Source organism: Methylotuvimicrobium sp. KM1, assembly GCF_044788715.1.
GTDB lineage: Bacteria > Pseudomonadota > Gammaproteobacteria > Methylococcales > Methylomonadaceae > Methylotuvimicrobium.
In genome coordinates, this window is record NZ_CP173170.1 from 358,612 (window position 1) to 384,587 (window position 25,976).

31 protein-coding genes and 1 pseudogene are annotated in these 25,976 nt (G+C 48.4%); 10 read left to right on the plus strand and 22 right to left on the minus strand.

All coding sequences use genetic code 11. The features are described 5' to 3' along the window. Positions 1–51: 51 nt before the first annotated feature. Together ACINK7_RS01620 and ACINK7_RS01625 are read right to left on the minus strand one after the other, a co-directional pair. Positions 52–909 (minus strand): pirin family protein, encoded by an 858-nt coding sequence (locus ACINK7_RS01620; RefSeq protein WP_404359425.1) that lies wholly within the window; start codon positions 907–909, stop codon positions 52–54. 64 nt (positions 910–973) lie between these two features. Beyond that, on the minus strand, positions 974–1,576 hold the full coding sequence (locus tag ACINK7_RS01625; protein WP_404359427.1) for an FMN-dependent NADH-azoreductase: 603 nt from the start codon (positions 1,574–1,576) through the stop codon (positions 974–976). A 276-nt stretch (positions 1,577–1,852) separates the two neighbouring features. On the opposite strand from ACINK7_RS01625, the gene ACINK7_RS01630 reads away from it, so the two are divergent. Then, a complete protein-coding gene (locus ACINK7_RS01630; RefSeq protein WP_404359429.1) occupies positions 1,853–2,734 on the plus strand; it encodes a LysR family transcriptional regulator in 882 nt (293 codons plus the stop codon). Between the two features lie 212 nt (positions 2,735–2,946). On the opposite strand, the pseudogene ACINK7_RS01635 reads toward ACINK7_RS01630, so the two are convergent. Further along, a pseudogene (locus tag ACINK7_RS01635) lies at positions 2,947–3,168 on the minus strand (transposase); the annotation flags it as partial. Then, positions 3,101–3,847, minus strand: a complete 747-nt coding sequence (locus ACINK7_RS01640; RefSeq protein ID WP_404359431.1) for an FMN-dependent NADH-azoreductase — start codon at positions 3,845–3,847, stop codon at positions 3,101–3,103. The pseudogene ACINK7_RS01635 and the gene ACINK7_RS01640, both read right to left, overlap by 68 nt. A gap of 134 nt (positions 3,848–3,981) precedes the next feature. Between ACINK7_RS01640 and ACINK7_RS01645 the strand changes: the two genes are divergently transcribed. Beyond that, complete coding sequence (locus ACINK7_RS01645) at positions 3,982–4,836, plus strand: LysR family transcriptional regulator (RefSeq protein ID WP_404359433.1); 855 nt, start codon at positions 3,982–3,984, stop codon at positions 4,834–4,836. Positions 4,837–5,580: 744 nt separating this feature from the next. On the opposite strand, the gene ACINK7_RS01650 is transcribed toward ACINK7_RS01645, so the two are convergent. Further along, the gene (locus ACINK7_RS01650) at positions 5,581–5,973 is read right to left on the minus strand and encodes a GNAT family N-acetyltransferase (RefSeq protein ID WP_404361399.1); all 393 of its coding nucleotides are present in this window, start codon (positions 5,971–5,973) and stop codon (positions 5,581–5,583) included. A gap of 38 nt (positions 5,974–6,011) precedes the next feature. On the opposite strand from ACINK7_RS01650, the gene tnpA reads away from it, so the two are divergent. From tnpA to tnpC, 3 genes are all read left to right on the plus strand, one after another. Beyond that, a complete protein-coding gene (gene tnpA, locus ACINK7_RS01655; RefSeq protein WP_404355498.1) occupies positions 6,012–6,305 on the plus strand; it encodes an IS66 family insertion sequence element accessory protein TnpA in 294 nt (97 codons plus the stop codon). Continuing rightward, positions 6,293–6,643 carry an IS66 family insertion sequence element accessory protein TnpB gene (gene tnpB / locus ACINK7_RS01660; protein WP_404355496.1) on the plus strand — a complete coding sequence of 117 codons (351 nt, stop codon included), beginning with the start codon at positions 6,293–6,295 and terminating at the stop codon, positions 6,641–6,643. The genes tnpA and tnpB overlap by 13 nt, the downstream gene beginning before the upstream one ends. An 85-nt stretch (positions 6,644–6,728) precedes the next feature. Then, positions 6,729–8,342 (plus strand): IS66 family transposase, encoded by a 1,614-nt coding sequence (gene tnpC / locus ACINK7_RS01665; protein WP_404355494.1) that lies wholly within the window; start codon positions 6,729–6,731, stop codon positions 8,340–8,342. Here tnpC and ACINK7_RS01670 read toward each other — a convergent pair. From ACINK7_RS01670 to ACINK7_RS01715, 10 genes are all read right to left on the minus strand, one after another. Further along, positions 8,339–8,839 carry a hypothetical protein gene (locus tag ACINK7_RS01670; RefSeq protein ID WP_404359435.1) on the minus strand — a complete coding sequence of 167 codons (501 nt, stop codon included), beginning with the start codon at positions 8,837–8,839 and terminating at the stop codon, positions 8,339–8,341. The genes tnpC and ACINK7_RS01670 overlap by 4 nt on opposite strands. Beyond that, complete coding sequence (locus ACINK7_RS01675; RefSeq protein ID WP_404359437.1) at positions 8,829–9,287, minus strand: DMT family transporter; 459 nt, start codon at positions 9,285–9,287, stop codon at positions 8,829–8,831. Before ACINK7_RS01675 ends, ACINK7_RS01670 begins: the two co-directional genes overlap by 11 nt. Position 9,288: 1 nt before the next feature. Further along, positions 9,289–9,915, minus strand: a complete 627-nt coding sequence (locus ACINK7_RS01680) for an NAD(P)H-dependent oxidoreductase (RefSeq protein WP_404359439.1) — start codon at positions 9,913–9,915, stop codon at positions 9,289–9,291. Between the two features lie 105 nt (positions 9,916–10,020). Then, on the minus strand, positions 10,021–10,611 hold the full coding sequence (locus tag ACINK7_RS01685; protein ID WP_404359440.1) for a Crp/Fnr family transcriptional regulator: 591 nt from the start codon (positions 10,609–10,611) through the stop codon (positions 10,021–10,023). A 53-nt stretch (positions 10,612–10,664) separates the two neighbouring features. Beyond that, the gene (locus ACINK7_RS01690; RefSeq protein ID WP_404359442.1) at positions 10,665–11,459 is read right to left on the minus strand and encodes an NAD(P)-dependent oxidoreductase; all 795 of its coding nucleotides are present in this window, start codon (positions 11,457–11,459) and stop codon (positions 10,665–10,667) included. Continuing rightward, entirely contained in the window at positions 11,440–11,958 is a 519-nt protein-coding gene (locus ACINK7_RS01695) for an adenylate kinase (protein ID WP_404359444.1), read from the minus strand. The genes ACINK7_RS01690 and ACINK7_RS01695 overlap by 20 nt, the downstream gene beginning before the upstream one ends. Positions 11,959–12,292: 334 nt before the next feature. Continuing rightward, positions 12,293–12,844, minus strand: a complete 552-nt coding sequence (locus ACINK7_RS01700) for a GNAT family N-acetyltransferase (protein WP_404359446.1) — start codon at positions 12,842–12,844, stop codon at positions 12,293–12,295. Between the two features lie 25 nt (positions 12,845–12,869). Then, entirely contained in the window at positions 12,870–13,160 is a 291-nt protein-coding gene (locus ACINK7_RS01705) for a hypothetical protein (RefSeq protein WP_404359448.1), read from the minus strand. Between the two features lie 78 nt (positions 13,161–13,238). Beyond that, on the minus strand, positions 13,239–13,859 hold the full coding sequence (locus tag ACINK7_RS01710; RefSeq protein WP_404359450.1) for a cytochrome P460 family protein: 621 nt from the start codon (positions 13,857–13,859) through the stop codon (positions 13,239–13,241). Between the two features lie 43 nt (positions 13,860–13,902). Then, entirely contained in the window at positions 13,903–14,997 is a 1,095-nt protein-coding gene (locus tag ACINK7_RS01715) for a lactonase family protein (protein ID WP_404359452.1), read from the minus strand. Positions 14,998–15,194: 197 nt separating this feature from the next. Here ACINK7_RS01715 and ACINK7_RS01720 point away from each other — a divergent pair, with 197 nt between their 5' ends. From ACINK7_RS01720 to ACINK7_RS01730, 3 genes are all read left to right on the plus strand, one after another. After that, complete coding sequence (locus ACINK7_RS01720; RefSeq protein ID WP_404359453.1) at positions 15,195–15,776, plus strand: TetR/AcrR family transcriptional regulator; 582 nt, start codon at positions 15,195–15,197, stop codon at positions 15,774–15,776. A 69-nt stretch (positions 15,777–15,845) separates the two neighbouring features. After that, positions 15,846–17,329, plus strand: a protein-coding gene (locus ACINK7_RS01725) for an IS3 family transposase (protein ID WP_404361400.1) whose coding sequence is annotated in 2 segments (ribosomal slippage) — positions 15,846–16,275 and positions 16,275–17,329 — 1,485 coding nt in all. Because the reading frame shifts where the segments join, the coding sequence is not laid out codon by codon here. Between the two features lie 257 nt (positions 17,330–17,586). Beyond that, the gene (locus ACINK7_RS01730; RefSeq protein ID WP_404359455.1) at positions 17,587–17,814 is read left to right on the plus strand and encodes a hypothetical protein; all 228 of its coding nucleotides are present in this window, start codon (positions 17,587–17,589) and stop codon (positions 17,812–17,814) included. A 395-nt stretch (positions 17,815–18,209) separates the two neighbouring features. Here the strand turns inward: ACINK7_RS01730 and dcd are convergent, their stop codons facing one another. From dcd to ACINK7_RS01750, 4 genes are all read right to left on the minus strand, one after another. Beyond that, positions 18,210–18,842, minus strand: coding sequence for a dCTP deaminase (dcd, locus tag ACINK7_RS01735; protein ID WP_404359456.1), 633 nt, complete (start codon positions 18,840–18,842; stop codon positions 18,210–18,212). Further along, complete coding sequence (locus ACINK7_RS01740) at positions 18,839–19,882, minus strand: M48 family metalloprotease (RefSeq protein WP_404359458.1); 1,044 nt, start codon at positions 19,880–19,882, stop codon at positions 18,839–18,841. The genes dcd and ACINK7_RS01740 overlap by 4 nt, the downstream gene beginning before the upstream one ends. A gap of 13 nt (positions 19,883–19,895) precedes the next feature. Continuing rightward, positions 19,896–20,216 (minus strand): hypothetical protein, encoded by a 321-nt coding sequence (locus ACINK7_RS01745; protein ID WP_404359460.1) that lies wholly within the window; start codon positions 20,214–20,216, stop codon positions 19,896–19,898. A 290-nt stretch (positions 20,217–20,506) separates the two neighbouring features. Continuing rightward, on the minus strand, positions 20,507–20,671 hold the full coding sequence (locus ACINK7_RS01750; protein WP_404359461.1) for a tyrosine-type recombinase/integrase: 165 nt from the start codon (positions 20,669–20,671) through the stop codon (positions 20,507–20,509). Positions 20,672–20,844: 173 nt separating this feature from the next. On the opposite strand from ACINK7_RS01750, the gene ACINK7_RS01755 reads away from it, so the two are divergent. Continuing rightward, a complete protein-coding gene (locus tag ACINK7_RS01755) occupies positions 20,845–21,000 on the plus strand; it encodes a hypothetical protein (RefSeq protein ID WP_404359463.1) in 156 nt (51 codons plus the stop codon). 197 nt (positions 21,001–21,197) lie between these two features. Beyond that, on the plus strand, positions 21,198–22,142 hold the full coding sequence (locus tag ACINK7_RS01760; protein WP_404359465.1) for a hypothetical protein: 945 nt from the start codon (positions 21,198–21,200) through the stop codon (positions 22,140–22,142). Between the two features lie 567 nt (positions 22,143–22,709). Here ACINK7_RS01760 and ACINK7_RS01765 read toward each other — a convergent pair. Genes ACINK7_RS01765 through amoB form a run of 3 tightly spaced genes read right to left on the minus strand, consistent with a single transcriptional unit; the run spans position 22,710 to position 25,973 of the window. After that, positions 22,710–23,927 carry an MFS transporter gene (locus ACINK7_RS01765; RefSeq protein WP_404359467.1) on the minus strand — a complete coding sequence of 406 codons (1,218 nt, stop codon included), beginning with the start codon at positions 23,925–23,927 and terminating at the stop codon, positions 22,710–22,712. Positions 23,928–23,946: 19 nt separating this feature from the next. Beyond that, a complete protein-coding gene (gene amoC / locus ACINK7_RS01770) occupies positions 23,947–24,720 on the minus strand; it encodes a bacterial ammonia monooxygenase, subunit AmoC (protein ID WP_404359469.1) in 774 nt (257 codons plus the stop codon). 14 nt (positions 24,721–24,734) lie between these two features. Then, positions 24,735–25,973, minus strand: a complete 1,239-nt coding sequence (gene amoB, locus ACINK7_RS01775; RefSeq protein ID WP_404359471.1) for a bacterial ammonia monooxygenase, subunit AmoB — start codon at positions 25,971–25,973, stop codon at positions 24,735–24,737. Positions 25,974–25,976: the final 3 nt, after the last annotated feature.

Here is a 25,976-nt window from a genome sequence, read left to right on the forward strand (position 1 = left end):
GACCGCCGCCGCGAGGAATGAACAGAACGGGGCTCAACATTGAATCAGCGCTCATACCAATTGCCCATTTCTATAGTCGCTCAGTGCTTGATCGATTTCGTCTCGTGTATTCATGACGAATGGCCCATATTGCTCCACCGGTTCTCGTAATGGCCGGCCTGCAAGCACTAGAAAAGCGGCTGGTTGTTCGGTTGTCCGAATCTCGATGCGATCGCCGCCAGACAATACGCCTGCCATCTGCGATGCCAACGAGCGAGACTGATCGGCAGTACCGATTTCAATCTGTCCTTCATAGGGATAAACAAAGGCATTGTGCTCCTTAGTGATGGCTTGGACAAACCGGCTGTGTGCCGGTAGTCTCATATCCAAAAACACCGCTTGGGTCGTCAAGCCCTGGATTGGGCCGCTAACGGTAGCGCCATCGAGTTCTACGTAACCCGCAATGACTTTGACTTCACCGTCGTCCGGCAATACAAGAACCGGAATTTCATCGGGCTGAATATCCTGATAACGCGCCGGCTTCATTTTTTCCTTGGCCGGCAAGTTGATCCAAAGCTGGAATCCGCGCATGCGTCCGCTTTCTTGTTGCGGCATTTCCGAGTGAATAATACCGCGTCCCGCCGTCATCCATTGAGCGCCGCCGCTTTTCAAATCGCCTTTATTGCCCAGATGGTCTTCATGCAGCATATGGCCGTCCAGCATGTAGGTCACTGTTTCGAATCCCCGATGCGGATGACTGGGGAATCCGGCGATATAGTCGTCGGCATTGTTGGAAGAAAATTCATCGAGCATTAGAAACGGATCGACCCGTAAGCTCTGGTTTTGTCCCAAACTACGGCGCAGCTTGACGCCGCCGCCATCCGAGGTAGCGATCGACGGAATGATTTGTTGAAGAATACGTGTCTTCATATGAACTCCTTTAGGAAAATCGCGACACTGTATGCGCATTATCGATTCCGAAGGTTTGCGGCGTTTACGCGGCCAGTGCAGCCAATTTCACTTTGGCTTCCACCAAGGCTTTTTCTTTGACATCGGCGCTCATGTTCAGACCTTCGGCGTAAATGAATTCAACATCGGTAATCCCCAGAAAACTAAGAAAATCCCTGACATAAGCAGTTTGCGTATCCAGCGCGGTTCCGGCGTACTGACCGCCACGCGTTGCAAAGATATAGGCTTTTTTGCCCGCCAATAAACCTTCCGGACCATGTTCCGTATAACGAAACGTCACGCCGGCGCGGGCAATGTGATCGAAGTAAGCTTTGAGCGTCGATGGAATGCCGAAGTTATACATGGGTACACCGATGACGAGAATGTCCGACTGTTTGAGTTCATTGATTAAGTTATCCGATAGCTTGACTAATTGTTGCTGCATCGCTGTTCGGCTTTCCTCTGGCGCTAAAAAGGCGGTAACGCGTTCCGCATCCAGATGCGGTAATGGCGATAAGGCCAGATCGCGCACTTTGATTTGGCTATCAGGCTGATTGCGCTGCCAAGCGGAGACAAAGGCATTGCTCAGTTGGCTCGATTGTCCGTCCGTTGAAAACAAGCTGGATTGGATTTGCAGTAAGGTGGTCATGGCATTTTTCCTCTTTGATTAATTTAAAAAAATCAGTTGAAGTGCGTGGAATCCGTTCGTATTGAGCTTGTCGAAGCATGTACGGATTTCACGGGCCACCCATTGGGTGAGCATTCTAAATCCCAATCACCCTTCGACTGGGCTCAGGGTGAACGGAATTTAGAATGCTCAACTGATTTTTTTTGGGATTAACGGTGGCCTTATTTAACTCGTTAATAGATCGATAAAAAAGTATAATTATTGGTTAATAATGATTCATTTATTCGATAGGTTTCTGTGAGTCCTTACATTTCTCTGGAACAATGGCGCGCCCTGATCGAAGTGGTCGATGCGGGCGGTTACGCCCAAGCGGCTGAAAAGCTCAATAAAAGCCAGTCAGCGGTCACTTATGCCGTGCAAAAAATTGAAACTCTGCTGAACGTCAAAGCTTTCGAGATTCAAGGGCGGAAATCCGTGCTGACGCCAACCGGACAGATGCTCTATCGGCGCGCCTTGGCGTTGGTGAACGAAGCCAATGAACTAGAGCAAGCGGCGCATAAGTTGTCCGCTGGTTGGGAAGCCACCATCACGCTGGCCGTTGAAATTCTGTTTCCATCGGCTACGTTATTGGCTTGTTTGGACCGGTTTGGCAGGGAGAGTCCCGGTACACGAGTCGAACTGATCGAATCGGTATTGGGCGGCACCGCGGATGCACTATTGAGCGGACAGGTTGATCTGGCAATTTCGCCGCAGGTGCCACCGGGCTTTTTGGGGGATGTGCTGACACAGGTTAAGTTAGTAGCCGTGGCCCACGTTGATCATCCCTTACACCAGCAATCGCATGCCTTAACTTATCGCGACCTACGGAAATTCCGGCATATTGTGGTGCGCGATTCCGGCAGCAAACGCGATCAACGGGCGGTGACGGTTGAGGTTGATCAGCGTTGGACGGTCAGCCAAATCGCCACGTCGATCGAGGCCGTGGCAAACGGTTATGGTTTCGCTTGGTTACCGGAAACTCATATTCGCCAAGAAATGGCAGCAGGATTACTCAAACCCTTGCCATTACAGGAAGGCTCGATCCGAGAAGTACCTTTGTATTTGATTGTAACCCGCACGGATTTTGCCGGACCGGGCGTACAACGCTTCGCTGCGTTATTAAGAGAAGTAACGGATTGAGATGCGCGGTCTCTTTCTTTGTTTAAGAAATAGCCTGCGCTAAAGGGGATACAAGCATTCAGCGGGACAATCTTGGCCGCACGTCAATACGCACGGCCAACCTTTGTTAAGTACGAAAAACTTATTCACCTAAGCACCCATTCGCATTGGAGCTGACCAGGGATTAGTACCAGTACAGAATAAGATTTTATTGCAACTTGAGCTTCTGCAATGGTGGTTCGAATATGCCGCCAGTTTTCGGCAGGATAATTATAAAATGCCGACAGCGAGTCTTTATCTTTGGCTAAACATTCCATAACTTTGGGATATTTTGGGCTAAATCGTTTAACGCAATGCTCGAATGCTTGACCGGTTTCTTTCCTTGTCTCAGCCCGCCAAACGTTGTGCAAGGCCTCTTTCACTTTGGGTTGCATGGCTTTCGGTAACTTTTCCAGACGTTAGCCTCAGCTTTTCGGCCAATACAGAAGCGAGTTCATTGGCTTTAGACTCGGCCATTTGCAATGATTTTTCATGCCTATGATCTGCAAACTCCTGATATTCTGACCCTATCTCGTAAATTTCTGTCACGCCTAAGTACTTGCTCAAAGTGCGTAAATGCGGCACTAAATGACTGGATGCTTCGTTTATTCCGCCTTTTTCAAAACCAAACTCACCACTTGAAGTAATAATCAATAATGTCTTACCAAACAATATAGGAGCCAGAGGCTTATCGCCGCGCGCCAAATCAAAATCAAAGGTTTTGTTGATGCGTATGATTTGATCAAACCAAGCTTTTAACTGCGCAGGCATTCCGTAGTTATACATTGGTGATGAAATAACGATGAAATTAGCTTTTTCGACCTCAGCAATAAGCTCATCTGACTGCGCCAAAATCTGCTGTTGCTGAGAAGTTCTTTTCGATTCCGGGGTAAATACTGCGCCTATCCAATCTTGAGTAATAAACTGAGGCGGATTTGCGCCGACATCACGATAAATATACTCATCTATGTTAACTCCCTCTTTCAATCGTGAAATAAACTTTTTTGCCAGCTTTTTAGAAATGGAGCCGCCGTGCTCTTGGTTTGCATTCGAAATGGCTCTAACACTAGAATCCACATGTAAAATAACATTCATTTTTGATACCTCTTCTTGTTAAATCTGACTGTTATTTTTCTGCTTCATAGGACTAATCACAAACGAGTAAAAAACACTTAAAGATGAGTAAAATTCATCTATTATTTATTTTTGCTGATTAAGGAGAAGAAATCATGCAAGTTTCTTTGCCCGCGCTCAAGGCGTTCGAATCAGCTGCCAGACTGGGGAGTTTTAAAGCAGCAGCCGCTGAATTATCCATTTCACCCACAGCTGTTTCTCATCACATTAATAAACTTGAGCAGCGATTAAGCGTTACCTTATTCATGCGTACAGCAAGAAAGGTGGCACTCACTGAACTTGGTAAAGAACTGGCAGCCGCTACTAGCCAAGGTTTTCAAACTATTGAAACGGCGATCGAAAAAATTGCTGTAAAAGATAAACAAATTAATGTCGCAACCACGTCGTCATTTGCCGCTTTGGTGCTCATTCCCGCTCTTCAAGAATTTTATACTCAATATCCTGAGAGCAACGTGAATATCACGAGCGGTGAGAGCATTGAAGCAAACAACTTCACCTTACCCATTCGACTCGGTGAAATTGACAAACAATCAAGCGCCGACGTAATCAAACTCGAACAATTTAATTTATTTTGCTCAGCTCACACTGCCGCACAATTTAATCAGACAGAGCAAATGACTATTTACACCACCGATTGGAAAAATAGCAGCTTACCAAGCGTGCCATTGCAAGCATGGCTGCAACTCAACGGCTTACAAAATAAGCAAATTAAAGTTAGACGTTTTGATCAAGAGTTATTTGGTATTCAACAATCTTTGCTAGAAAACGCCTATGTATTCTGTTCGAGAACGCTTACTCAAGGCTATGTAAAAGCAGGCGTGTTAATCGAGTTGAACACCCAAGCCATCAATTCTCAGCTCTGTTACTACATAGCAAATAAAGAAAAACACTTTTCTCGACATAACTTTATGTTTATAGAATGGTTAGACAAGTTACTTACAGAGAGGTAAATCCCCAGCAATCAAGACAAAGCTCGGTAGATGCGGTGAGGTACGAACCGCATCCTAGTGTGCCCAGCATGGGCTAAAACTTGTTATCTGAAAGGAGATAACCGGAGAGAGTAACGACAACCGTAGCGAAACTGCAAGGGGGAAGCCGTGAGGCCTGCCTGAAAGAAGCGGATAGCAAAAGCACGACCGTAGGAACACGAATAAGCAGTGAGGCCGGGTGTGGGCGATGAGTGTGCTAGGGAACACGAAATCCAACCGTTACCGAAAGACGCATCAGGTAGAGCTTGGCGGCACGGGCAGAAAGTTTTAGCGCCTTACCCGGGGAGATCTCCCGAATGAGAGTTAGGGAGAAGTCAGCAGAGGCCATATTAGCGAAGAAGGCTTGGAAATAGGCCGGAGCGAAGGGCCGAAGGAATCGAGATACGACGAAAGGACTTCTGTGAAAACACGTGAAGTTACTTGAAACCGGACGGAGTAGCCGCGAGCGGCAAACTACCTGACGGCCACGTTAAGCTGGGCTTGGTGGATTCCTAACATGGGCGAAACTGGAGGTAGCGAGTGTAGTAACAGGGCGTTGACCACGTAAGATGTATAGACAAGGAGCAAAACCTTGAGCGGTGAAGGCCGTTGATTCCAACCGCCGGATGCGGAAAACTGCATGTCCGGTGGTGTGGCAGAGGTGATGGGCGCAATCCCGTCACCCCGAGCCGATCCGCTGTCTGGCGTTGTTACTCATTAAGTTCATCATGGGGAGCGCCTCCGATAGTTTTTGATTATAAATTGGCTGTTAAAACCAAGACGATGATATAGAGAAATTCCCGCTTGCGAAGCCTGTAACACCGCATTTTTTCCGCCCCACTGAATGCAAATCCCTAAGATTTCATGCATTAATCGCGAAGCAAGTCCCTTGCCTTGGAACGCTTTTCTAACGCCAACTTGATGTATTCCAATGGTATGGTCAGTTTTATATAGCAGTGCAGCCGCCACCGCTTGATCATCTATATCGCCCAACATTATCCGTATATCCTTATCGCCGATTAAGGGCTCCAGCACTAATGCTTCGATGTCATAATCAAAGGCATCTTCACAAACGTCAATCGTAAGCGTCCAACGCCACCATCTAAAAATCCCTCGCAGCCACTGTTATCCTCAGGATTTTTCCACGAGGAGAGCACATGGCATTATCGGACAAACAGAAACATCACATCGAAGCCTGGCAAGCCAGCGGATTGACGAAATCAGCGTATTGCCGTCAGACGGGTTTGAACGTCAAAACCTTTGGCCGCTGGTGCCGATTGGCTCGGCAAGCGGTTGACGCCGATGCGCCGACATTGATACCGGTCCGGCTGCAACCGGAGCCGGCGGTCTCGGGTTCGTTGTCGTTACGTTGGCCGCAAGGCCACGTTTTAGAGCTGCCGGTCAGTGTATCGCCGCATTGGCTCGGGGAGTTGCTGCAATGTCTGGTTTGATTGAGAGTCCGGCGCAAATCTGGCTGGCGGTCGAGCCGGTCGATATGAGGCGGGGCATCGATGGCTTGTCGGCGATTGTCCAACAGCGCTTAGGACATGCGCCATGCGCCGGGGCAGCGTTTATTTTTCGCAATCGCGCCGGTAATCGTTTGAAAGTGTTGCTGTGGGACGGCAATGGCGTTTGGTTGTGTCAACGCCGTCTGCATCGAGGCTCGTTTACCTGGCCCAAGGCCTCCGAAACCGTATTTGCCCTGAGTCAGGCGCAGTGGCAATGGTTGATTGCCGGGGTCGATTGGCAGCGCTTATCGGCGTCATCGTCAGCCGATTGGCAAGTCTAAAAGGCCTGAAAAAAACACGTAAAAATTCGTAGAAACCCAGTTGAATCAAGTGCTTCAGAGGGCTTGATAGGGTATAATAAGCCCCATGAATCCACTGGCCGAACTCGATCAATTGAACCTGGAGCCCGCCGCGAAAAACCATGTCGCGGCGTTGCTGCAGGCGCTTCTTGATCAAGCTGCTCAGGACGCCAAAACCATTGAGGCTAAAGAAGCTGACATCCAGGCTAAAGACCTCAAAATCGGCGCCCTGACCTACGAATTGGCCTACTACAAGCGTATCCGCTTCAGCACCAAGAGCGAAGCGCTGGCACCACTGCAACGCGACGTGTTCGAGGAAACTCTCGATGCCGACATTGCCGCTATCGAAGCCGAGGTCGAGCAGCTTCAAGACGGCCCGGCGTGTGATACTGTGGTTCGCCCCAAACGTCCGCGCGCCGGCCGCCAGCCCTTACCGGATCATTTGCCCCGCATCGAGCACCGTCACGACCCCGAATCCTGCACTTGCGGTCAGTGCGGCAAGGACTTGGTCAAGATCGGCGAAGACGTCACCGAACAACTGGACGTCGAGCCGGCTAAATTCTTTGTCCATCGTCATATCCGCCCGCAATATGCCTGCCGAGCCTGTGAAACCGTCACGGCGGCGCCGATTCCTCCAGCCGTGATCGACGGCGGTATGGCGGCAGTCGGCTTGCTGACCTGGGTGCTGATCGGCAAATTCCTCGATCACTTGCCGTTGTACCGATTGGAACAGATCGCCGCCCGTAGCGGTGTGATCTTGTCCCGCTCGACACTGGCCGATTGGGTCGGACGCCTCGGCGTCGCCCTGGAGCCCTTGGCCGATCGTTTAACCTGGCACTTATTGCATCGCGATAGCTTGCATGCCGACGAAACCCCGGTTTCGCAACTGGATCCCGGCAACGGCAAAACCAAGAAAGCCTATTTATGGGCTTATCGCAGCAACGATTTGCAACCCGGCCCCAAGATCCTCGTCTTCGACTACCAAGCCGGCCGGAGTGGCCGGCATGCGCAGCAATTTCTACAAGGCTGGCACGGTCACCTGCTGGTCGATGACTACAGTGGCTACAAAGCCCTGTTTGCGACGGCGCGTGCGCATCCCGAATCATCTTGCCTACTCGAACCGTGTGTCGAATTGGCGTGCTGGGCGCATGTGCGCCGAAAATTCTTCGATCTGTATCAGGCCAATCAGAGCCCGATCGCGCAGGAGGCGTTAAATCGTATCGCGGTCTTATATGTGGTAGAAGCCGACGCGCGGGAACTGACATCCCGAGAGCGCCAAACCCTTCGGGCCGAAAAAAGCCTGCCGGCACTCACGGACTTACACGACTGGCTGCACCAAACCCGGTTGCGCACCGCACCGAATACCGCGACCGCCAAAGCCATCGATCACGCGTTAAAACGCTGGCCAGCCCTGACACGATATGCCGAAACTGGCGATTTACCCATAGACAACAACCCGGTAGAAAACGCCATCCGGCCCATTGCCCTGGGCAAAAAAAACTGGCTGTTCGCCGGATCCGAGCGTGCCGGTCAACGGGCCGCCGTCATCCAAACCCTGCTCGGCACTGCCAAACTCAATGGCCTCGATCCCGCCGCTTGGTTAAATGAAACCCTGGAAAAACTCCCTACCTGGCCCAATAGCCGGATCGACGAGCTGTTGCCTTTCGACCATCTGGATTAAATCATGCTCAGTTGAGTACGAATAGGTGGCTCGGCTGGACGCTTACCGTCAATCCATAGTGCCAGCTCTTCGTATGAGGTTACGATCCGTATTGGAAATTCAAGGTTTACCGAAGGTGCGATGGTCGTTTCATCTGGCAACTCTAGGTACATCGCGGTTTGCTCGAAATGGCAAGTCCATTTTTGCGCGATTAATTCCTTTTGGAGAAAATCATGCTCTGCCTGAAAAGGCAGTAGATTAGTAGGCCTACTGCTCACTAAGGGCCATATCGGAATAATCGCCGCTTGTGGGATTCCGGTAAGAAGAGCCTCGTAATTGATCGGTTGCAAAGGATTATCTCTTTGATCATCAACGAACGGTGGACTCTCGTACCAGCAACGATAAGGCCACCTGGGATTGATCAACATGGTTGGCCCAGTTTGGTCTTTAATGACATCAAAGCCGTATTTTTTCCACAATCCAGTGAGGTTATTAAGATTTGCTTGGTCAATGTGCATGGGGTGAATCCCAATTAATCAGATATACGCCTATGATAAGAGCAGCCATACCAACCACTTTAAGTGTATTTATTGGATTTTCGGCTAAACCAAACCACTGGTAATGCCCTGCGATCATGGCAATCAGGATTTGCCCCGACGATGCAAATGATGTCATGGAGCCGGCACCCATCTTCGGGATCAAATAATAAAACGTAGCCACACTGAACGCGCTGAATACCGACCCGGTAAACCACAAATAAATAGGCACCGCTCTAATCTGTGCAATCTGCGGATAGTGTTTGGTCGATGCTGCCACCGCTATCGCAGTCAACAAAAAGCTAAACAAAAATGCGATGCCCGATGCCAACAGCGGACTATTCAGCAATACGCCAAGCCGGGCATTCATCGTCGCTTGACAGGCAATGGCCACGCCGGCAAGCATGGCGAGAAAAGATAGCTGGCCCACATCAGACCTCCAGTACTAATGCGTCATAATCAAAACGCACCTTCGGTCTGCACGCTTGTTGATCGTCGGGATGGCGACGCCCAATCGGACAAATCACTGAGGAGGTCAAACCTTTTTCAGCTAGTCGCAACACACTGTCGTATCCATTTTGGTCAAAGCCACTCATCGGGCAGCAATCAATCTTCATCAGTGCAGCGCAAGTCAAAAAGTTGCCGAGCGCAATATAGGCTTGTTGATGAGCCCATTGCTGGCGTTGCTCATTTGTCATCCAGGCCAATGCCGACTTCATATGCGCGGAAAAGCCGGAAAGCTCGCTAGCCGATTGCTTGGTCATTTGCGCATATTTGTCGATATAGCGATCAACTGTGTTGTCGCCAAGTTCCGAATGGGCGGCAAATACGATGAGATGCGAACTCTCGGCAATTTTGTCCTGCCCGTATGAATAGGGTAATAACTGCTGACGCACATCTGCCGACTCCACCACAATCAAAGCATAAGGTTGCAAGCCGTATGCAGACGGACTAAGCCGCGTCATGTTAAGAAGGTCTTTCAGCTGCGAGGCGGGGATTTTGTCATTGGTGAATTTCTTTACCGCATAACGCCAATTCAATGCTTCTACTGGATTCATTTTCTTCTGCTCCTATTACGATTGATTAAACAAAAGCTTTCGATTAGAGGTTGAGTAGAAGAATACAAATAAAAATTTATTGATTCATTTACATAGGTTGATGAGTTATAACTTTTTTCGAATTCGGCTGAGTTGGGTCGGCGTTACGCCAAGGTGTGAAGCGACATGGTATTGAGGGAGGCGGTCAACGAGATTGGGATACTCTTCAATAAAACGTAAGTAACGCGTAGTCGCGTCTTCCTGGACGATTTCAATTTCACGCGCGTCTTTGGCGAGCAGCCAGTTTTTTTCCAGATAACGAATTTGAAATAATTTCAAATCTTCATTTTCCAGCAACAACTGTCGATAGCAGGCAAAATCGATCTCGATGATTAAGGACTCTTCCAAGGCCTCGAATGTCAGCAAAGAAGGGCTCGAGGTCAGTAATGCCGTCATCGCTCCCGGAAATGTGCCTTCGGCAAAAAAGATTTTATTGTATTCATTGCCATTTTCATCGCAGACAAAACACCTGATCAAGCCCTTATAAACATAGGCATAAGAACGCGGAATTTCACCGGCCCGGTAAAGCATTGTTTTCTTCTGCAACAATCTGAAAGCCGTCATTCCTTGGAAGGCTTGCCAAGTTTCATCGCTGATAGGCGAATACGAAACCAAAGACTGCTTCAACGCGATAAAAGCTTTATGTTCGTCATACACCAAAATGATTCCTACATGCCTATCTTGGATTGGAAATGAGGTTGCTGGCTTCCTTATCCTTGGCCCATCGCAACCGCGGACGGAGTTAGCCTGCCGACAATCGCAGGCGCTTTGTGTATAAGATTATCATTAAGCAGTGCTTCAACCATGAATAAAGCGAAATCGATACGGTGTGTTAGGTTACTTTTAAGAATAGCATCACCGACATGCTCACTCCAGCAAGGCAAGCCTTGACTCGCCCCTTCCGTAAGATCGCTTCCACGAACAACCGTCCATTTTTTATTGCTGGCGAAAATTCGGCGGCAGGCTTCCACCTGGTCGCTGATATCGGCAAATCGTAGCGCTTTAACTATCCAGCTAAAAATCTTGACTAATACTTTCAGTTTCCATGAATAAACGTCTTTTCCATCCATAGAAATATGCCAGCCGCAAGAAAACACTAATCGCGCATCCCGAGGAGAAAAATCCAGTACTGCTTGCGCCGTGCCCGTTGAATAATGATTCACTCCCCAGGGTACTAAAACGGTCAACACGCCATCACATCCATCCACCGCCCTTTGAATAACTGACCGATCATTTGATAACCCTGGAATGATGGAAATACGCTCTTTAAATTCGTCTAACTTGTGGACACTACTTTCACGGCAAACGCCAACGACCTGATAACCTTTATCCAAAGCCAGCCGAACCATATACCTCCCTAACTTTCCTGATGCACCGACAATACAAACCTTCTTTCTATTCATCCTATTAGCTTCTTGGGAATGCAAAATCATCGTGGTTGTTTTCCTGTTCCGATTTTTCAAATCTGATGTTTGAGTAGCAACATTATTCTTGCCGAAGTTCACAAAGAAACTTTCTTATTTCATTCGGCGACTTCAAATGATGAACTTGTTTTGATTCTATAGATTCAGCGACCAGTTTCCGATAAGCCGGCGTTAGTTTTTTATGGCATAGCCAAAGCACTCGGTAACTATTTAATGTCCCTTTGAAAATCGGGCTGTTTTCAGGCCAGCCTTCGGGGTTTACAAATAAGCCTTTTAGTAATCTCTTTGTCACCCACATACCGTGGGTTAGTAAAGGCAGATCAATATAAATTAGCGTATCCGCAACTGAAAAACGCTCCCAGGCTGATGAAACACTGCCAAAACCATCAATAATCCACTTATCTTGGCTTATTAGCCTGGCATGTAGTTTCAGATACTCGTCATGTGAAATTTCTTTACCGCCTTCCCGATACTTTACTTTGTCTAATGAGTATAGCGGAAGGTTAGAAGCTTCAGCCAATTGCTTCGCCAGCGTGGATTTTCCACCCCCGGCATTACCGAATATTGCTACTTTTTTCATAGTGCCTCCTATGGTCTTATCTAAAACCCAAGAAGCTAGAAATAAAAACCCGCCTCTTGGGCGGGTTTTCAATACTATCTACGCAACAAAACCCACCATACCTATGGAATGATGGAAATAATTCGAAAAAATTGCTGCGAAAATTCTGTATTCATCTGTTTATATCATGGCTAATTAATAAAGGAATGTAAACTCAATGCCAATTGCAAAACAGTTTACATTGCGTTGATTATCATGGCAATAACGGGTATGTGACCACCTGTGTCCTGCTCAATTATGCTCACCGCCCACTAGCGGTATATCCGCCATTTGAAAGTCCATAGCCCCGGCTGACTTAGCCTTTTCTCTGTCTTTGTTCTGGAGCCCAAAGGCGATACCGATAAAATATAGTTCCAGAGACCTCCACCTGATCCTCGGCTTGAAACCCTAACCGAAGCATTCCATCAGCGCGAACTCTGCTGGGAGGAAGAAGAGCTGTAACAGACTCAAACCCCATTTCCTTGAAGGCTACCTCGATAATTTTCCGGTAGATGGCTCTTCCGCATCCCCAAAATTCAGGTGACAAAACTAATGCTAGATCAACATCGCCCATTTCAAGCTGAAACCCACCCCAACCTGCGAACACTCCGTTGATCAAAAATCCCCAAGGTCCATAGCCGTTGACTTCCCACTGAGTTTCTTTGCTCTCCACCCATCTCGCACACTCGAATTCGTCGAAATTTCCATCTGCGAGAGGCAAATGGCGCAAAACCCTAGGATCGTTGTGTAACACTATGATGTCCGTCAACTCAATTTCGCTCAAACGAACCAAGTTCAAGCCCATTGTCGTTCGTTCTATACCTAATTCCATACAACGTAAGGAAGCTTCAGTTTCACGTTTACCCATCGCAGCTTGTGTCAACCTCATCCTTTCAACGTTTAATCGACAGCGAATAAAGCCGTTCTGCGGTTCGATTTGGAAAGATGAATCCCGATCCCAATACGGCTAAGCCCAAACCTAAATGCAACCAATGGTCAGTGTCGTTGAGATGGATAATGCCCAACATCAAATTACCGACAATAAATGCGCAGCCTAAACCGATGTGTATGGTGTTGGTTTGGAAAAAACCGATGGCCGATATGATGGGATTCGAAATAAAACCCAGGATACCGATCAAAATAAATACCACGCCATAAATTAAACAGATATTTCGTGCGTTCATGGCTTTCTCTCCACCTATATATTTCGATGAGAATGGCTTCCCTGCCCAAAAATTCCGTGCCCGGTTAAATAAAGATCACTACCGGCCAGTTCCTGCCTGGCCTTTCCCGGCCGCAGCTCGCAATACCGGATAAAACTGGGTAAAAACCTGATCTTTGGCTGCATGCTTTTGGTGGCAAGCTTGGCAGTTTTCCCCTGGCTGCGCCTTAGCGGAACTATGCAGCAAAGGACTGTCTTCAATCGTGAAGCGAAAGAACCCCCAGTTCCCGGGTGCTTTCGGGAATTGCCGCCCGCTTTTCACCATTGCTTCCAGACCAATATATTCGCCTTGAAAATAACCATTTCCGCTGGGTGCTTGCTTGCTGCCGACGCTTACCAGTTCTTTAACGATAATCGTGCCGTCCGGAAATTCGCCGAGCTTCTTCCAGTGCGCCCAACTAGCCGGATCGATGTAGACATTATGAAACTCCGGGAACGCCGCTTTGCCATCGTTCATATCGTTTGGAGTGAGCGGCGTGCCTATGAAGATCCATTCCCGATAACCGGTCGGCCTGATCAATTGGCCGGATTGATCAAATCGCGCATAGTTTTGGGATGCCTGCATACCATCGTCAGCAAACGAAGGTGCCGATATCGTGATGCTTGAAAAACAGATCAAGGCGATTAGTTTTTGTTTGGTGATAATGTTGTGAGATGCCATGACACTTCTCCTTCTATTGAATTTTCTGAAATACGGCTGCTTGTCAGCGCACCACTAGACCGGTAAACCCAGCCGGTAGCTGATCGATGCTTTGCAGCTTTTGTAATTTGCCTTTAGCTAACACTTGGTAAACGCCGATGGTATTGCTGCCTCCGTTCAGGATGTATACGTTCCTTCCATCATCGGAAATAGCCATATCTCTAGGACCGTCTTCCTGCGCCGCCATCGTTTCCAGCAGCGTTAAATTCCCGGCTGGGTCTATCGCGAATGACGATATGCTGTCGGCAGGTGTATTGGCGGTAAACGCGATACGCCCATTAGGCGTCGTCGTCAGCCAACACGCAGCCGTTTGGCCAACTGCAACCGCACCGTCTAACAGGCGGACAGTCCCATCTTCCATGATTTCATAGGACGATACCGTCGAAGCGTTCGCACTGCCGCCGGCGGCTTCGGCAACGAAAAACTGGTCGCGTTTGCCGAAGGAAAATCCGAAAGGCGTGACGCCTGCCGAATCTAAGATATGGCGAGTAACCGGCAAACCGTTATCGTCCAAAGCAAAGGTCGTGATCTTATTGGTGGCTTTTTCGGTAATCACGAGCGCATTACCTTCATGACTAAAGCTGATTTGCGCAGGCGCTGAGCCGGGGGGACTTAAGGCACGATAGGATTCCGGCAAAGAGTGCAATTGACCGCTACGCTGATCGAATTGGAAACCAAAAATGGAATCGTCCCCGGCATTCACCACATACACCAAGTTGTGGTCGACAGTTACGCTTACCGGTTCATCGCCGGTAACCTGTGCTTTGTCTAGTAACTCCAGTCCGGACGTTGAAACCCTGAAAACGGAAACCTCATCGCTTCCAGCATTGACCGCGAATAGATAACGTTCGTTCTTGCTCAAGGCCAACGCGCCCTGATTTCCCAATCCTCCGCCTGTTCCCGTTCCCCCGGTATCGAATTGTCCGGCCGCATGCAGATATCCGTTGTTATCGAGGTCGAAAGCCAACACGGCGTTATGGTTTGCGTCGTTGGATAAGGTATACACGGTTTCTTTCGCCTTGTTTTTTGCCTGACAAACGCCAGATGCCAATGCAGAAACTAAGACTCCCAAAACCATCAGTCTTGCTCGATTTTTCATGACCAAACTCCATCAGTTGGTAAACAACACTAGTGTGCAAGGGGAACTAACCACTTACACCGCACAAAGTAAACAGATTTGTTTACTTGGGTTCGAATGTATACCGATCTGTTTACCATGTCAACTATTTTGTAAACAAATCTGTTTACTTATACCAGCTTGTTGTTATGCTATTTAGACATTAATAATGGGATTTTATGACTATGGATAAGCGGGAAATTATTGTTGAAGCGGCATACAAACTGTTTAAATCAAACGGGTTCTTCGCGACCGGCGTGGACTTGATCATGCGGGAAGCCGGGGTGTCCAAACGAACCATGTACAAATACTTTCCGACTAAAAACGAACTCATCGTGGCGGTACTGGCTTATTACCGAACCAGTTACCAAAGGCATATCGACGATTTGCTAAGCGATGAAACGCAAAGCCCACGAGAAAAAATTAAAGTGATTTTCGACGATGCGGCCGCCTGGTTTGGTGACATCAACTTTCACGGTTGCCTTGCCGTCAATGCGATGAGCGAGTTTGCGGGTAAAGATAAAGCGGTAGAAGAGGCTTGTTTGCAATTTAAGCAATGGGAACGCAGTGTTATAGAGCAATTGTGTATCTCGCTCGGCGCCCGCCAGCCAAGGATTTTGGCTTATAAATTGTTTGTGCTGCTGGAGGGGATGTCGTCCATTGCATTGATCGATAAATCTAAAGCGTTCGTAAACATTACGCCAGTTGCCGAGCAACTGATCGATGCTCATACGGCAGCCTCCTGTGCCAATATGACCTGAGACACCGACCCCTCGGAAATTAGAGTATAAAGGTAGGCCAGAATCATGAGCAAATCAAAAGCAGAGACCATGGAATCACCACAATTAACTGCGCCGGAGGTCGCGTTGGAAGACGCCCGTAGGGCGGCTGGAAACGCGACCTCCGGCGCGCGGCCCGATCCGGAGGTGGTTGCCACCGCCCAGCGCCGACAATTTACCAGCAGCGACAAGCGCCGCATCCTGGATGCCGCTGATTGCTGTACTCAGCCGGGTGAGATTGGCGCCCTATTACGCAAAGAAGGGATTTACTCATCCCAATTAGCCACTTGGCGCAAACAGCGTGCTGCCGATCAGCGTGCCGCGCTGGCGCCGCAAAAGCGCGGGCGCAAGACCGAGCCGGCTCAGGCCGAGGACCGTCGTGTGCGCCAACTTACCCAGGATAATGAGCGCCTGCGTCGTAGACTCGCTCAGGCCAATGCCATTATTGATGTCCAAAAAAAACTTTGCGTCTTGTTCGGACTGCCGACGGACGAGACGCCGAGCGAGTCCAGCTGATGCAAGCCCTTAACCAGTTGGCCCCGGAGGTCGGCCTGGCTCCGGCTTGTGCAGCCCTGAATTTGAACCGCAGTTCGGTCTATCGCGAGGATGCCCGTCGGCGCCACCTGGCGCCTGTGTCGGTAACGCGGGTGCCCCGTCCGTCCGCCCCGCTGGCTTTCTCGACTAATGAGCGGCAGCAACTCCTGGAGGTGCTTAACAGCGAACGCTTCGCCGACTGCTCACCGTATTTTGTTTATGCTACTCTGCTGGACGAGGGGCGCTACATCGGCTCGGTGCGCACCTTGTATCGTGCTCTGGAAGCGGACGGCCAGTCAGCGGAGCGTAGGCGCCAACGGACGCACCCGATCTACACCAAGCCGGAACTCTTGGCCACCTCGCCTAACCAGGTCTGGAGCTGGGATATCACGAAACTCAAAGGCCCGGCTAAATGGACCTGTTTCCACTTGTATGTGATCCTGGATATTTTTAGCCGCTATGTCGTTGGCTGGATGGTCGCCCCGCGGGAAACCGCCGAACTGGCCGAGCAACTGATCGCCGAGACGGTGGCCAAGCACAACATCCCGCCGAATACACTGACGCTGCATGCCGATCGCGGTTCCAGCATGCGCAGCAAGCCCGTGGCTGCCTTACTGGTCGATCTGGATGTCGCCAAGACCCATAGCCGGCCTTATGTCTCGGATGACAATCCCTATTCCGAGGCCCAGTTCAAAACCCTGAAATATCGGCCTGATTTCCCCGTCCGCTTCGGATGCCTTGAGGATGCCCGCAGCCATTGCCAACGCTTCTTCCCGTGGTACAACCAGTCCCATTGCCACTCGGGCATCGGTTACATGACCCCGGCCACCGTCCATTTCGACCAAGCGGCTACGGTATACCAAGCACGCGCAAAAACCCTGGAGATTGCCTTCCTCGCCAATCCAAAGCGATTCAAAGGAAAGTGCCCTTTGCCGCCCAGCTTGCCTAACGCCGTTTGGATTAATCCGCCTATAAACACAAAGGAGAACCTCGACCCATAAATACACAACAATTAGACACTAAATAAATCAACTTGGTGTCTCAAAGTCATTGACACATTCCGCAGAGGCTTAACTTTCTAAAATACTTGGCAACATGGCCTGATGTCAGTTGTAACTAGACCAAGAGTGTTTTCCTGTCCGAACGAATAAGGTGTTGCAATCATACATGGTAATAGTATTCTAAAGGTCGGGTAATGGTTCCGTACCCGACACTCAAAACGAGGATTCATTAGTCGGCTTAGGGTCGGTTGGACACAGTGACGAACGGCCGCTTTCAGGTATTGAAATTCAATGACAGCTTTCCGGCGATGAATCTGAAGAGCGGACGGTCGCCAGGCGACCCTTTCCGGTCCGTCACGTTTCTCCAAAGCGGCCAGTCGGACAAAACTAGATTCTGGAAACTAGCGGACTACAAAGCAGTCGTTGGCGACCTCACCCAATCGGCCAAAAGCGGACGCAAGCTTAGCCGGGTCAATGGCAGCTAACGGATAGTCGCGACGTTTTATCGTAGCCGCGATTGGCGTCTGCGGAATCGCGGAAATAAGTCGACTCCAACCAAATTTCAAGCAAAATATTAATGCTTCTAGCACCCTTTTTGAAGGTCAATTACCTGCCAAAAAGACTGTAATTCTCTGGCCGCGCGTTGTCTGCCGATGATCGTAAATTCGCAAAATCACCAATATCGGCTTGGAGAACCAAGGTAGTGGCGGCGGTGATCATAGCGAATGTGCTCCGATCTCAAATCCCAATTGGCCTGAAATGAAATATGCTCGCACTACTTTATACACACTATCGGGCATCACTCGCGATATTTGTTCGGCTTTTGATTTATGCAGCAAGACCCAGACTGTCCTTAATAACTGTTTTAAACAGCCATTCTTCAACAATCTGATGGTGATGGCGGTTGCGCAATTTGCAGCAATTTAACCATTTCACTATCAGTGTCGGCACCTGAAACAATTGGTCTTACATGGCCAAAGTATTTTCTTTGGCGACTATTGTCGACATATCCTACAGCAGCTGCTATTTCAAAAAATCTTGCCTGGCATATTCGGCTGCCAACCACAAGCTCTACAGGGCTATTACCATGATTGAACAACTCTAAGGGAACACACCCTCTAAAGCCTGGCTGCACCATTGTATTGAGAGGGATTCCCAGTCGGGTGTAGCTACTTCTCGAAAGAATGTCAGCATATACATTTTGTGGCAAGGAAACATACTCCAAGGTTGTACATAAAACGACTTGATGAGGGTAAAGAACAAATTTTTCCCCCAAATCCCTGCGAGTTTCTTGGAAATATGATCCTATCGCCCGATGTTGGCTTTCAGGAGCTGTACTTGTTCCTATATATGGTTTTCTGGTAAGAATTGAAACTAAGAAATCATAACCAAGCCGTAAATCGACTGTCACAGACCCAATCTGCGAATCTTCTAGTAGAGGATCGATAAATAAGCTGTTGCGCTCGGTAGAAGCAAGCATCTGCTGAATCCGTTCTTTGTCCAAGAGATTCATAGCGTCTTCCATTTTTCCATAACCATACGATTTCTAATAGACTTTTCTACAAGATCGTTTATCGCTCGTTCGGTATTGCTTTCACCGGCTTCAATCCAAGGAGTTATAGGATTCGCCTTGACATATTTGAGGTAGCTAGCACCTGCTTCAAAAATACCATGAAGCTCAGCCTCATTTTGAATGGCATAAGGGCGAGCATTAGTAAAAGAATCGAAAACATCTGGCACTGAAAAAGCTATTTCAAGTTTTTGCAAGCCCAAGCTTGAAAGTGATAATTGAAACAGATCGATAATTTCAGATTGCGATCCCGAAAGAAATGTATCAATCAGACAAAGCCGGTCTTCAGTGGCAGGGTGTGTTTGACATACTTGATTGTTTGCAGCGAACTCAGCTAAAAAATCTCGATATGCGTTTCCGGCATAGCTTGCTGCAAAAAGATCAGCAAAATATTCTTGTCTGTGGCTCGTTACTATGAAGTTTGTTAGGTCAGGCGACAAAACGCTGAAATCAATCTTTGGCAAGGGCAACTTGTCACTATGCACCAATAGCAATGACTGATTAACGATACCTTGATGCCTATCTAAAAAGTGACCCAACTCATGATAGAGAGCCACGCTCAGTAACGGCCTATGCTGATAGAGCTTTGGAAAAGCAATTTGAACCAATTCACTCTCAAATTCAACACCGGAATACGCTTTTGCAAGAATGTAAAAATCTTGCAACACTCCCTGAAAGTAAAAACTGTAAGCTTTATCTTGGGTAAGGGCCGTGGTTATAAGTGCTTTTTTATGCGCCCAGTTTTCAAGTGCAACCTTTAGGCAATGCGCAATTTCATATGGTATTTTTTTTGAGGTACTGCCTGATAAAAATTTAGAAGCAGTCCAAATTTGATCAGTCATAAAATCCGCAACATTTGGCGGAATTTTGGAGAAATTGGATGTGATATTTTCCGTTACTGCCGTTATCTGCTTCAGATAAACATTTAACTCGTGGCTAAAATATGGCGTTTCGGCAATTCTGGCCAATTGATTGGCCAGCAACTGAAGATTTGTTTTAGTAAGCAGAAGAGGGCCTCATTCGCTCAAGAACTTTACTAGCGATCACAGCGTTAATGCTTTCAAATGTCGTAATTTCATCGACCGAAGCGGAAAGCTCTGAATTAGAAGACATTTCAAGAGCCAATGCTATAGCTTCAGGATTGATATGTGTAGAGACATGCTTCGGATCAGCAAGCAAAGCTTTGGCTTCAGCAATAACCATAGCAAGGTGGGCTTTTAAATCTTCCGGCACTTCCTGCGTCGGACTAGCGGCCAATGACAAAATCAGCCGAACGAGACCTAGCGACGTATCTCTGTGGGGGGCTGCTGCAATCATTGGCGTTCTCCTATTTTATGTTTTTCTATTTTTCAACTATTCAGCGCTCGACCTTTGTCTAAATAGATTTGCTTTGCAGATGTGACAGGATCAGCTCGTTATCATTCGCGCTAACTACCTTAAACCGTTCTGAAGCACAATTCCTACAGCCACAGAAATTTTTTCTAAGTATGGCACTGAATGAAGTTCTAGTAAACTGGTTGTATTCAGGTTCTGAACCACAAGACAGCAAAACAGCAATTTGGTTACGATTGTATCGTTGTGAACAACAATAAATGTTGTCAACCAACCTAATAATTTATCTTAAAAGTCGGACTATCTTCTGGCCGCATTTTGCGATGATCATAAATTCGTGTAGTGGAGATGTTGGCATGCCCCAACCATTCTTGCACCTTAGCAATATCTGCTTGGTGATCCAGCACGTAGGATGGGTAGAGGCGATAGCCGAAACCCATCTTTTTAAGCTGGCAATTGATGGGTATCGCGATGCTCCACCCATCCTACTGTCGGCTATCTTACCGATTTTTGTCATTCGTAAATCTTCGGTAATCGTCCCTTTTGGGTCGGTTGAACTCAGTGACGACTGGCCGCTTTCAGGTGTCGAAATTTCATTGACCGCTTTCCGGCGATGAATCTGAAAAGAAGACGGTCGCCTGGCGACCCAAACTTGACTCTCGCGCTTCTCCAAAGCGGCCAGTTAGGCAAATCCGGAATCTACAAACTGGATGACCAGAAAGCTGCCGTTGGCGACTTCAACCGAACGGCCAAAACCGGACTTTTGTGATTGATGCTGAAACCGTAAATTTCTGATCAAATGCCTTCATCCGCTGATCTATTCAATGCATAGTGGTCGATATCACTATTCGGCCATTTTGTATTTTCATCCGAATTGGATTGCTGATTGACTCTCTCCAGGGTATTGGCAATGTATTACCGGAGGAGGATACTTAGGATGACCCTTTTCCAAAATAGGCACAAATCATGACCACTACTAAAAAGCTCAAATGGCTTTTATCGCTAGTGCTAATTTTCGGTGGATTTACGATTTATAAGTTATTTGAGGGGCTGGTCCATAATCCTGCCTATCAAGAATATGAATGGATATTCAAAATCATTTCGGAATTTGGCCTGTTCGTATCCGTCGTCGTTTCGGTTGGTTACTTTCATCACTGGTTTATCGCTGCTGAAGAGCACAAGGAATCCGAAATAAATTTGCGTGAAACTCTTTCTACGTACGTCGATAGTATTTTGCTGAATTCCGTTAAAAGAGGATTTTCCGGTATCACCAATAAAGAATTCGATTTCAGCCAAATTATGCAAGGATTAAAACCGGGGGATTATGTATATTGGCTGATCACCTTCGACCCTCGCTTCAAAAACAAATCGCGGGAACTGGAGAATGGGATAAAAAATGGCGTGCATTTCAGGATGTTGATTTTAAAAGCCGATTGCCGCATCGGCGAATTGCGCGCAACGGAAACGACCGGCTTTAACCCGCACGAATTCAACGAATACTCCAAATTATTCAAAGTTACACTAGAAGATGTGATCAATCGTATAGGAAATAAGATAACAGGATCGTTAGGCGTTTTTGTTTACGACGGCCTGCCCTGCATTCCCCTGTTTATCATCATACGCAAAGAGTCCAGAAAAGTTGAAGTTTATAACAGCTATTATTTAACCGAGCCGGTTTCGAAAATGCCTTATCTGCATTGGGAAACGGGGCTTAATTTCAGCGAGCAGACTTCGTTCGAATCGGAGTGCTGGAATATGGCAGAGCTGTTTCTCGAGTATTTCAAGACACGCTGGGAGATGGAAAAAGAAAAACTTTATGGCACTACAGAAAAAGAAGTCGCCGAAAATAAAGATTTTATTTTTGCTCCAGCCTCCGCCAGAGAAAAATGTATTGAGCTTTTTATTGAATAAAAAAACCGTCCCAAATTTTAGCCAACTTAACTGGGACGGAACAAATCCGGCAATTATTCTGGGAAACGCATAGCAATAGATAAAATCATGTCTAAAGTGAACTCAGTACCCGCCGAATGTCTCTTTTGGGTCGCCAAGCGACCGTCTTCTCTTCAGATTCATCGCCGGAAAGCGGTCAATGAAATTCCGATTCCCGAAAGCTGCCAGTCGTCACTGATTGCAACCGACCCAAAAGCGACGATCGCCTTTTTCAAAGCTTGTGTCTGCTGTAATTCGTTTAACCGACATTCGAAGATGAAGAGGTTAGAACGGTGAGTGATATTGATCACAACTATACATAGTTAGGTTCTATGTATGGAGGGCGGTAAAAATATATAACCCGAAAGCCGACATTGGAAGATCAACAGTACAATATACCGTCAAAACCGCACAACTGATGCAATCCCTATTAACACAATGGGCAACATAAGGCATCGTTGCAACCCTGCTTGATGATGCCACATCACGTTGATTTATCTGGTGGCCTGCCTCCACCGCAGGATGACGAGCAAATCATTCAACACCGGATTATTCGCGAATTCTCGTGACAATTAACATTGCTAATAAGGCAAACGCGCCCGAGCAAAGAAATGCCAAGTGGTAATTGCTAAATACGCTGTGCAGATAACCGGCAAAATAGGCGGCTGCGGCTGCGCCGATTTGATGCGCACAGCAAATCCAGCCAAACACCACGCCCACGTTACGCCTGCCGAACAAATCAGCGGTTAAAGTCGAAGTGACAGGCACTGTGGAAAGCCAGTTCAAACCGTAGATCACTGAAAACAGCATCAGCTGTTCGGTAGACGCGACATAAGGCAAGCCGATCAATGACAAGCCGCGTAACGCATAATAAAAGGCCAGCAGTTTGCGATGGTTGAAACGGTCACATAGCCAGCCGGAGAAAAGCGTTCCAACAATGTCGGTCGCTCCCATTAACCCAAGCGACATCGCCATCGTCATTTCGGTAAAGCCGTGCTCGATACCATGCGGTATCAGATGGGTTTGAAACAGACCCGACGTCGTAAAGCCACAGATCGCAAAGCTTATAGCAAGCAGCCAAAACTGGCCTCGAACGACGACATCACGCATGGCACTCACTTCATCCGACGAGTTGCTATGTTCTAAGGATTGAGCACCCAATGCACATAGGCCTTTTTGCTCCGGTTCATCCGTCAATAACCATGCCGCCAGCGGCAGCACAAGTATCGCCAACAGCCCAGCCAAAATCAGCAAAGCCGGCCGCCAGCCGAAATCGGTGTTGATCTGCATCACCAAGGGCGTAAAGATCAACTGTCCGGAAGAAAATGCGGCACCCAGGATGCCTAGCGCCAAGCCGCGTCTTTCCCGAAACCAGCGGTTTATCAATGCCGAACCGAGCACGATGGACGTACCGCCGGAACCTATCCCGGCGATCAAGCCCCATAAGCAATAGAACTGCCAGAGTTGGTCCATCAATGCACAAGCACCGGCGGCCAAGGCTAATAGCGCAATGCTGATGACGCAAACATGCTTCGGGCCGTAGAGATCCATCCATCGCCCCAGCCACGGCCCGGAAAACCCAAACACGAGTAAATTGACCGATACCGCGCCGCTGATCGCCGGCCGACTCCAACCGAATTCCTGTTCGAGTCCCAGCATCAAGATGCCAGGTAAGGCACGGAGCGCGGCGGCGACAAACAAACACAGGAATGTCACCGCCAACACGATCCAGGCATAATGTACACGGCGGGGTGCGCTACGCGTCATGGAAATACTCATGGTGAACTTATTCGGCGTCTTCGATTTTGTCCAGCAGTTCAATCAACCGGGTAACACCTTGCAGCAGGATGCCGCCGACGCCCAAGGCAAACCACACGCCGATCACAAAGCCCCAATGAATCGGTGCCGCGAAAAATTCCTCGCGAAACCAAAAGGTATGTCCCCACTCATTGAAACCGACGCTGACCAAAATCATGAACGGCCCGAACACTGCCAAGGTCAACGGTAGCGAAATGCCTTTGGCATACAAGGGCAAGCGGGTTCTGGCATATAGCCAGGCGCAGCCGCCCAGGATCACGTAGAGCGGGAAATTAAAGTAAAACTCGATGATGTGATTGGCTGTAAACGGCGTATCGCGGATTGCCACCTGGTGCCAGGAATTGTCCTGTTCGGCAAAATAACTGCCCGCCCAGTACACGGCAAAAGTGTAAATGCTGATCCACATCGTCAACGTGAAATAGCGGCGAATTTCTTCCTTGGGTTCCAGTTGATCCAAATTCCGGTCGCGCGATAGCCATAAGTAGCCCCAGAAGCCACTGGCAACGGCGGCGATGACGACCAGTTCGATATAAAACAGCCGCATCCAGTATTGCTCGAACGCAGGTTCGGTGGAATCCAGGCCATGCTCAATGGCAAAAGCGCCTTGATAGAGCCGTAAACTAACGTAAATTACGGTTAATAGAGCAAAGCCCTTTAAATATTTTGGGACATCGATCAAATACCAAGGCAGGGAGGAGGTGTTTTCTTGGGTTGAGATAATGTCTTCGCTAGTAGTAGCCATGTTCTGCTCCTGAATTAAATGAATTTGGGAATGACAGCGGCGGAAATGCTGGAGATATAACGTTTGCCCAGCATGTCGTCGTAAAGAAACAGCAAGCCACCCACACGGGAATCGGCATCGCGAATCAGACCATCTAATTTCTCCGACTCCCAGGCGGCATCGCGTACTTCAATAGTAACGGTGCGTTGTTCGCCGGGCGCTATGGGTGAAGCGTTATCCAGGCTCAAGCCGTTGTTGCTGACGTCATCCTTGCCGGGGATGTAACCGACATTGGACACATCGGCATTCATGAAATGCACGTTAGAGCTGGAAAATTCGCCAATCCGCACCGCACCTTGACTACGATTGTCGACCTTGACCTGGAACACCATGGCGCGCTGGGCAACGTTGTATTCTGCTTTTAGGGTGTCCACATTCACAGTCCCGGCATTGACTTGCGCCGGTAACGGCAAAACTTGATCCAATCCGGCTTGCAGCGGGATGGCATCCGGATAACGATTAGCCGTGACGGTGTTCAGCACCAACACCAAGACCGGTACGCCGACCAACACCCCCTTGGCAATCCACTTATCCAGCGGGGTAATCAGTTCGTGTTCCAAACCCGCATCCAGCATTCGGTAGCGGCTGATAAACAAAGGCCGGCGTACCCACCATAACAGCCAGGCGGCCGCCAACGCGCCCCAAAATAGGTGCCATAACACGCCATTGGCAAAGCCGAAGCTTTCCATATCGATCATTTCACCGCGTAAAGTTTTAATCGTATTGCTAAAATCATTAGGATTACCGCCGATTTCCAGCCAAGCACCGGGACCCATAACCTGTCCAGCGTCTTTCAGATTAAAAAACGGGTGGATGTGATAACGCCCCGGCAAACGGCCTTTCATGACCACCTTAAATTCGTAATCGCCGCCCAGCTGCAAGGCTACCGAGTTGGTCCAGGGTTTGCCGTTCAGATACCGCTCGGTGCGAATCAAAACCGGTCCGGGGGTGGAAATATTTAAAAATGCCGCTTCCGGCTTGGGTACACTGATCGGCCAATCCTCGGCGACATGAAACTTGCCGCTGACGCTGACTTCATCATTGACGTTGAATTTTTGTGTAGACCACTGCACGTCGTACCACTGAATGGTCCGCATCCTGATGAACGGCTCCAAGGCTTTCTCGCCGTGGGCCTGGGCGGACGGCATCGATAAACCGGACAATACAGTGAGAGCGATCAAGGCTAACAGCCCAGTTTTAAAATGAGTTTTCATGAG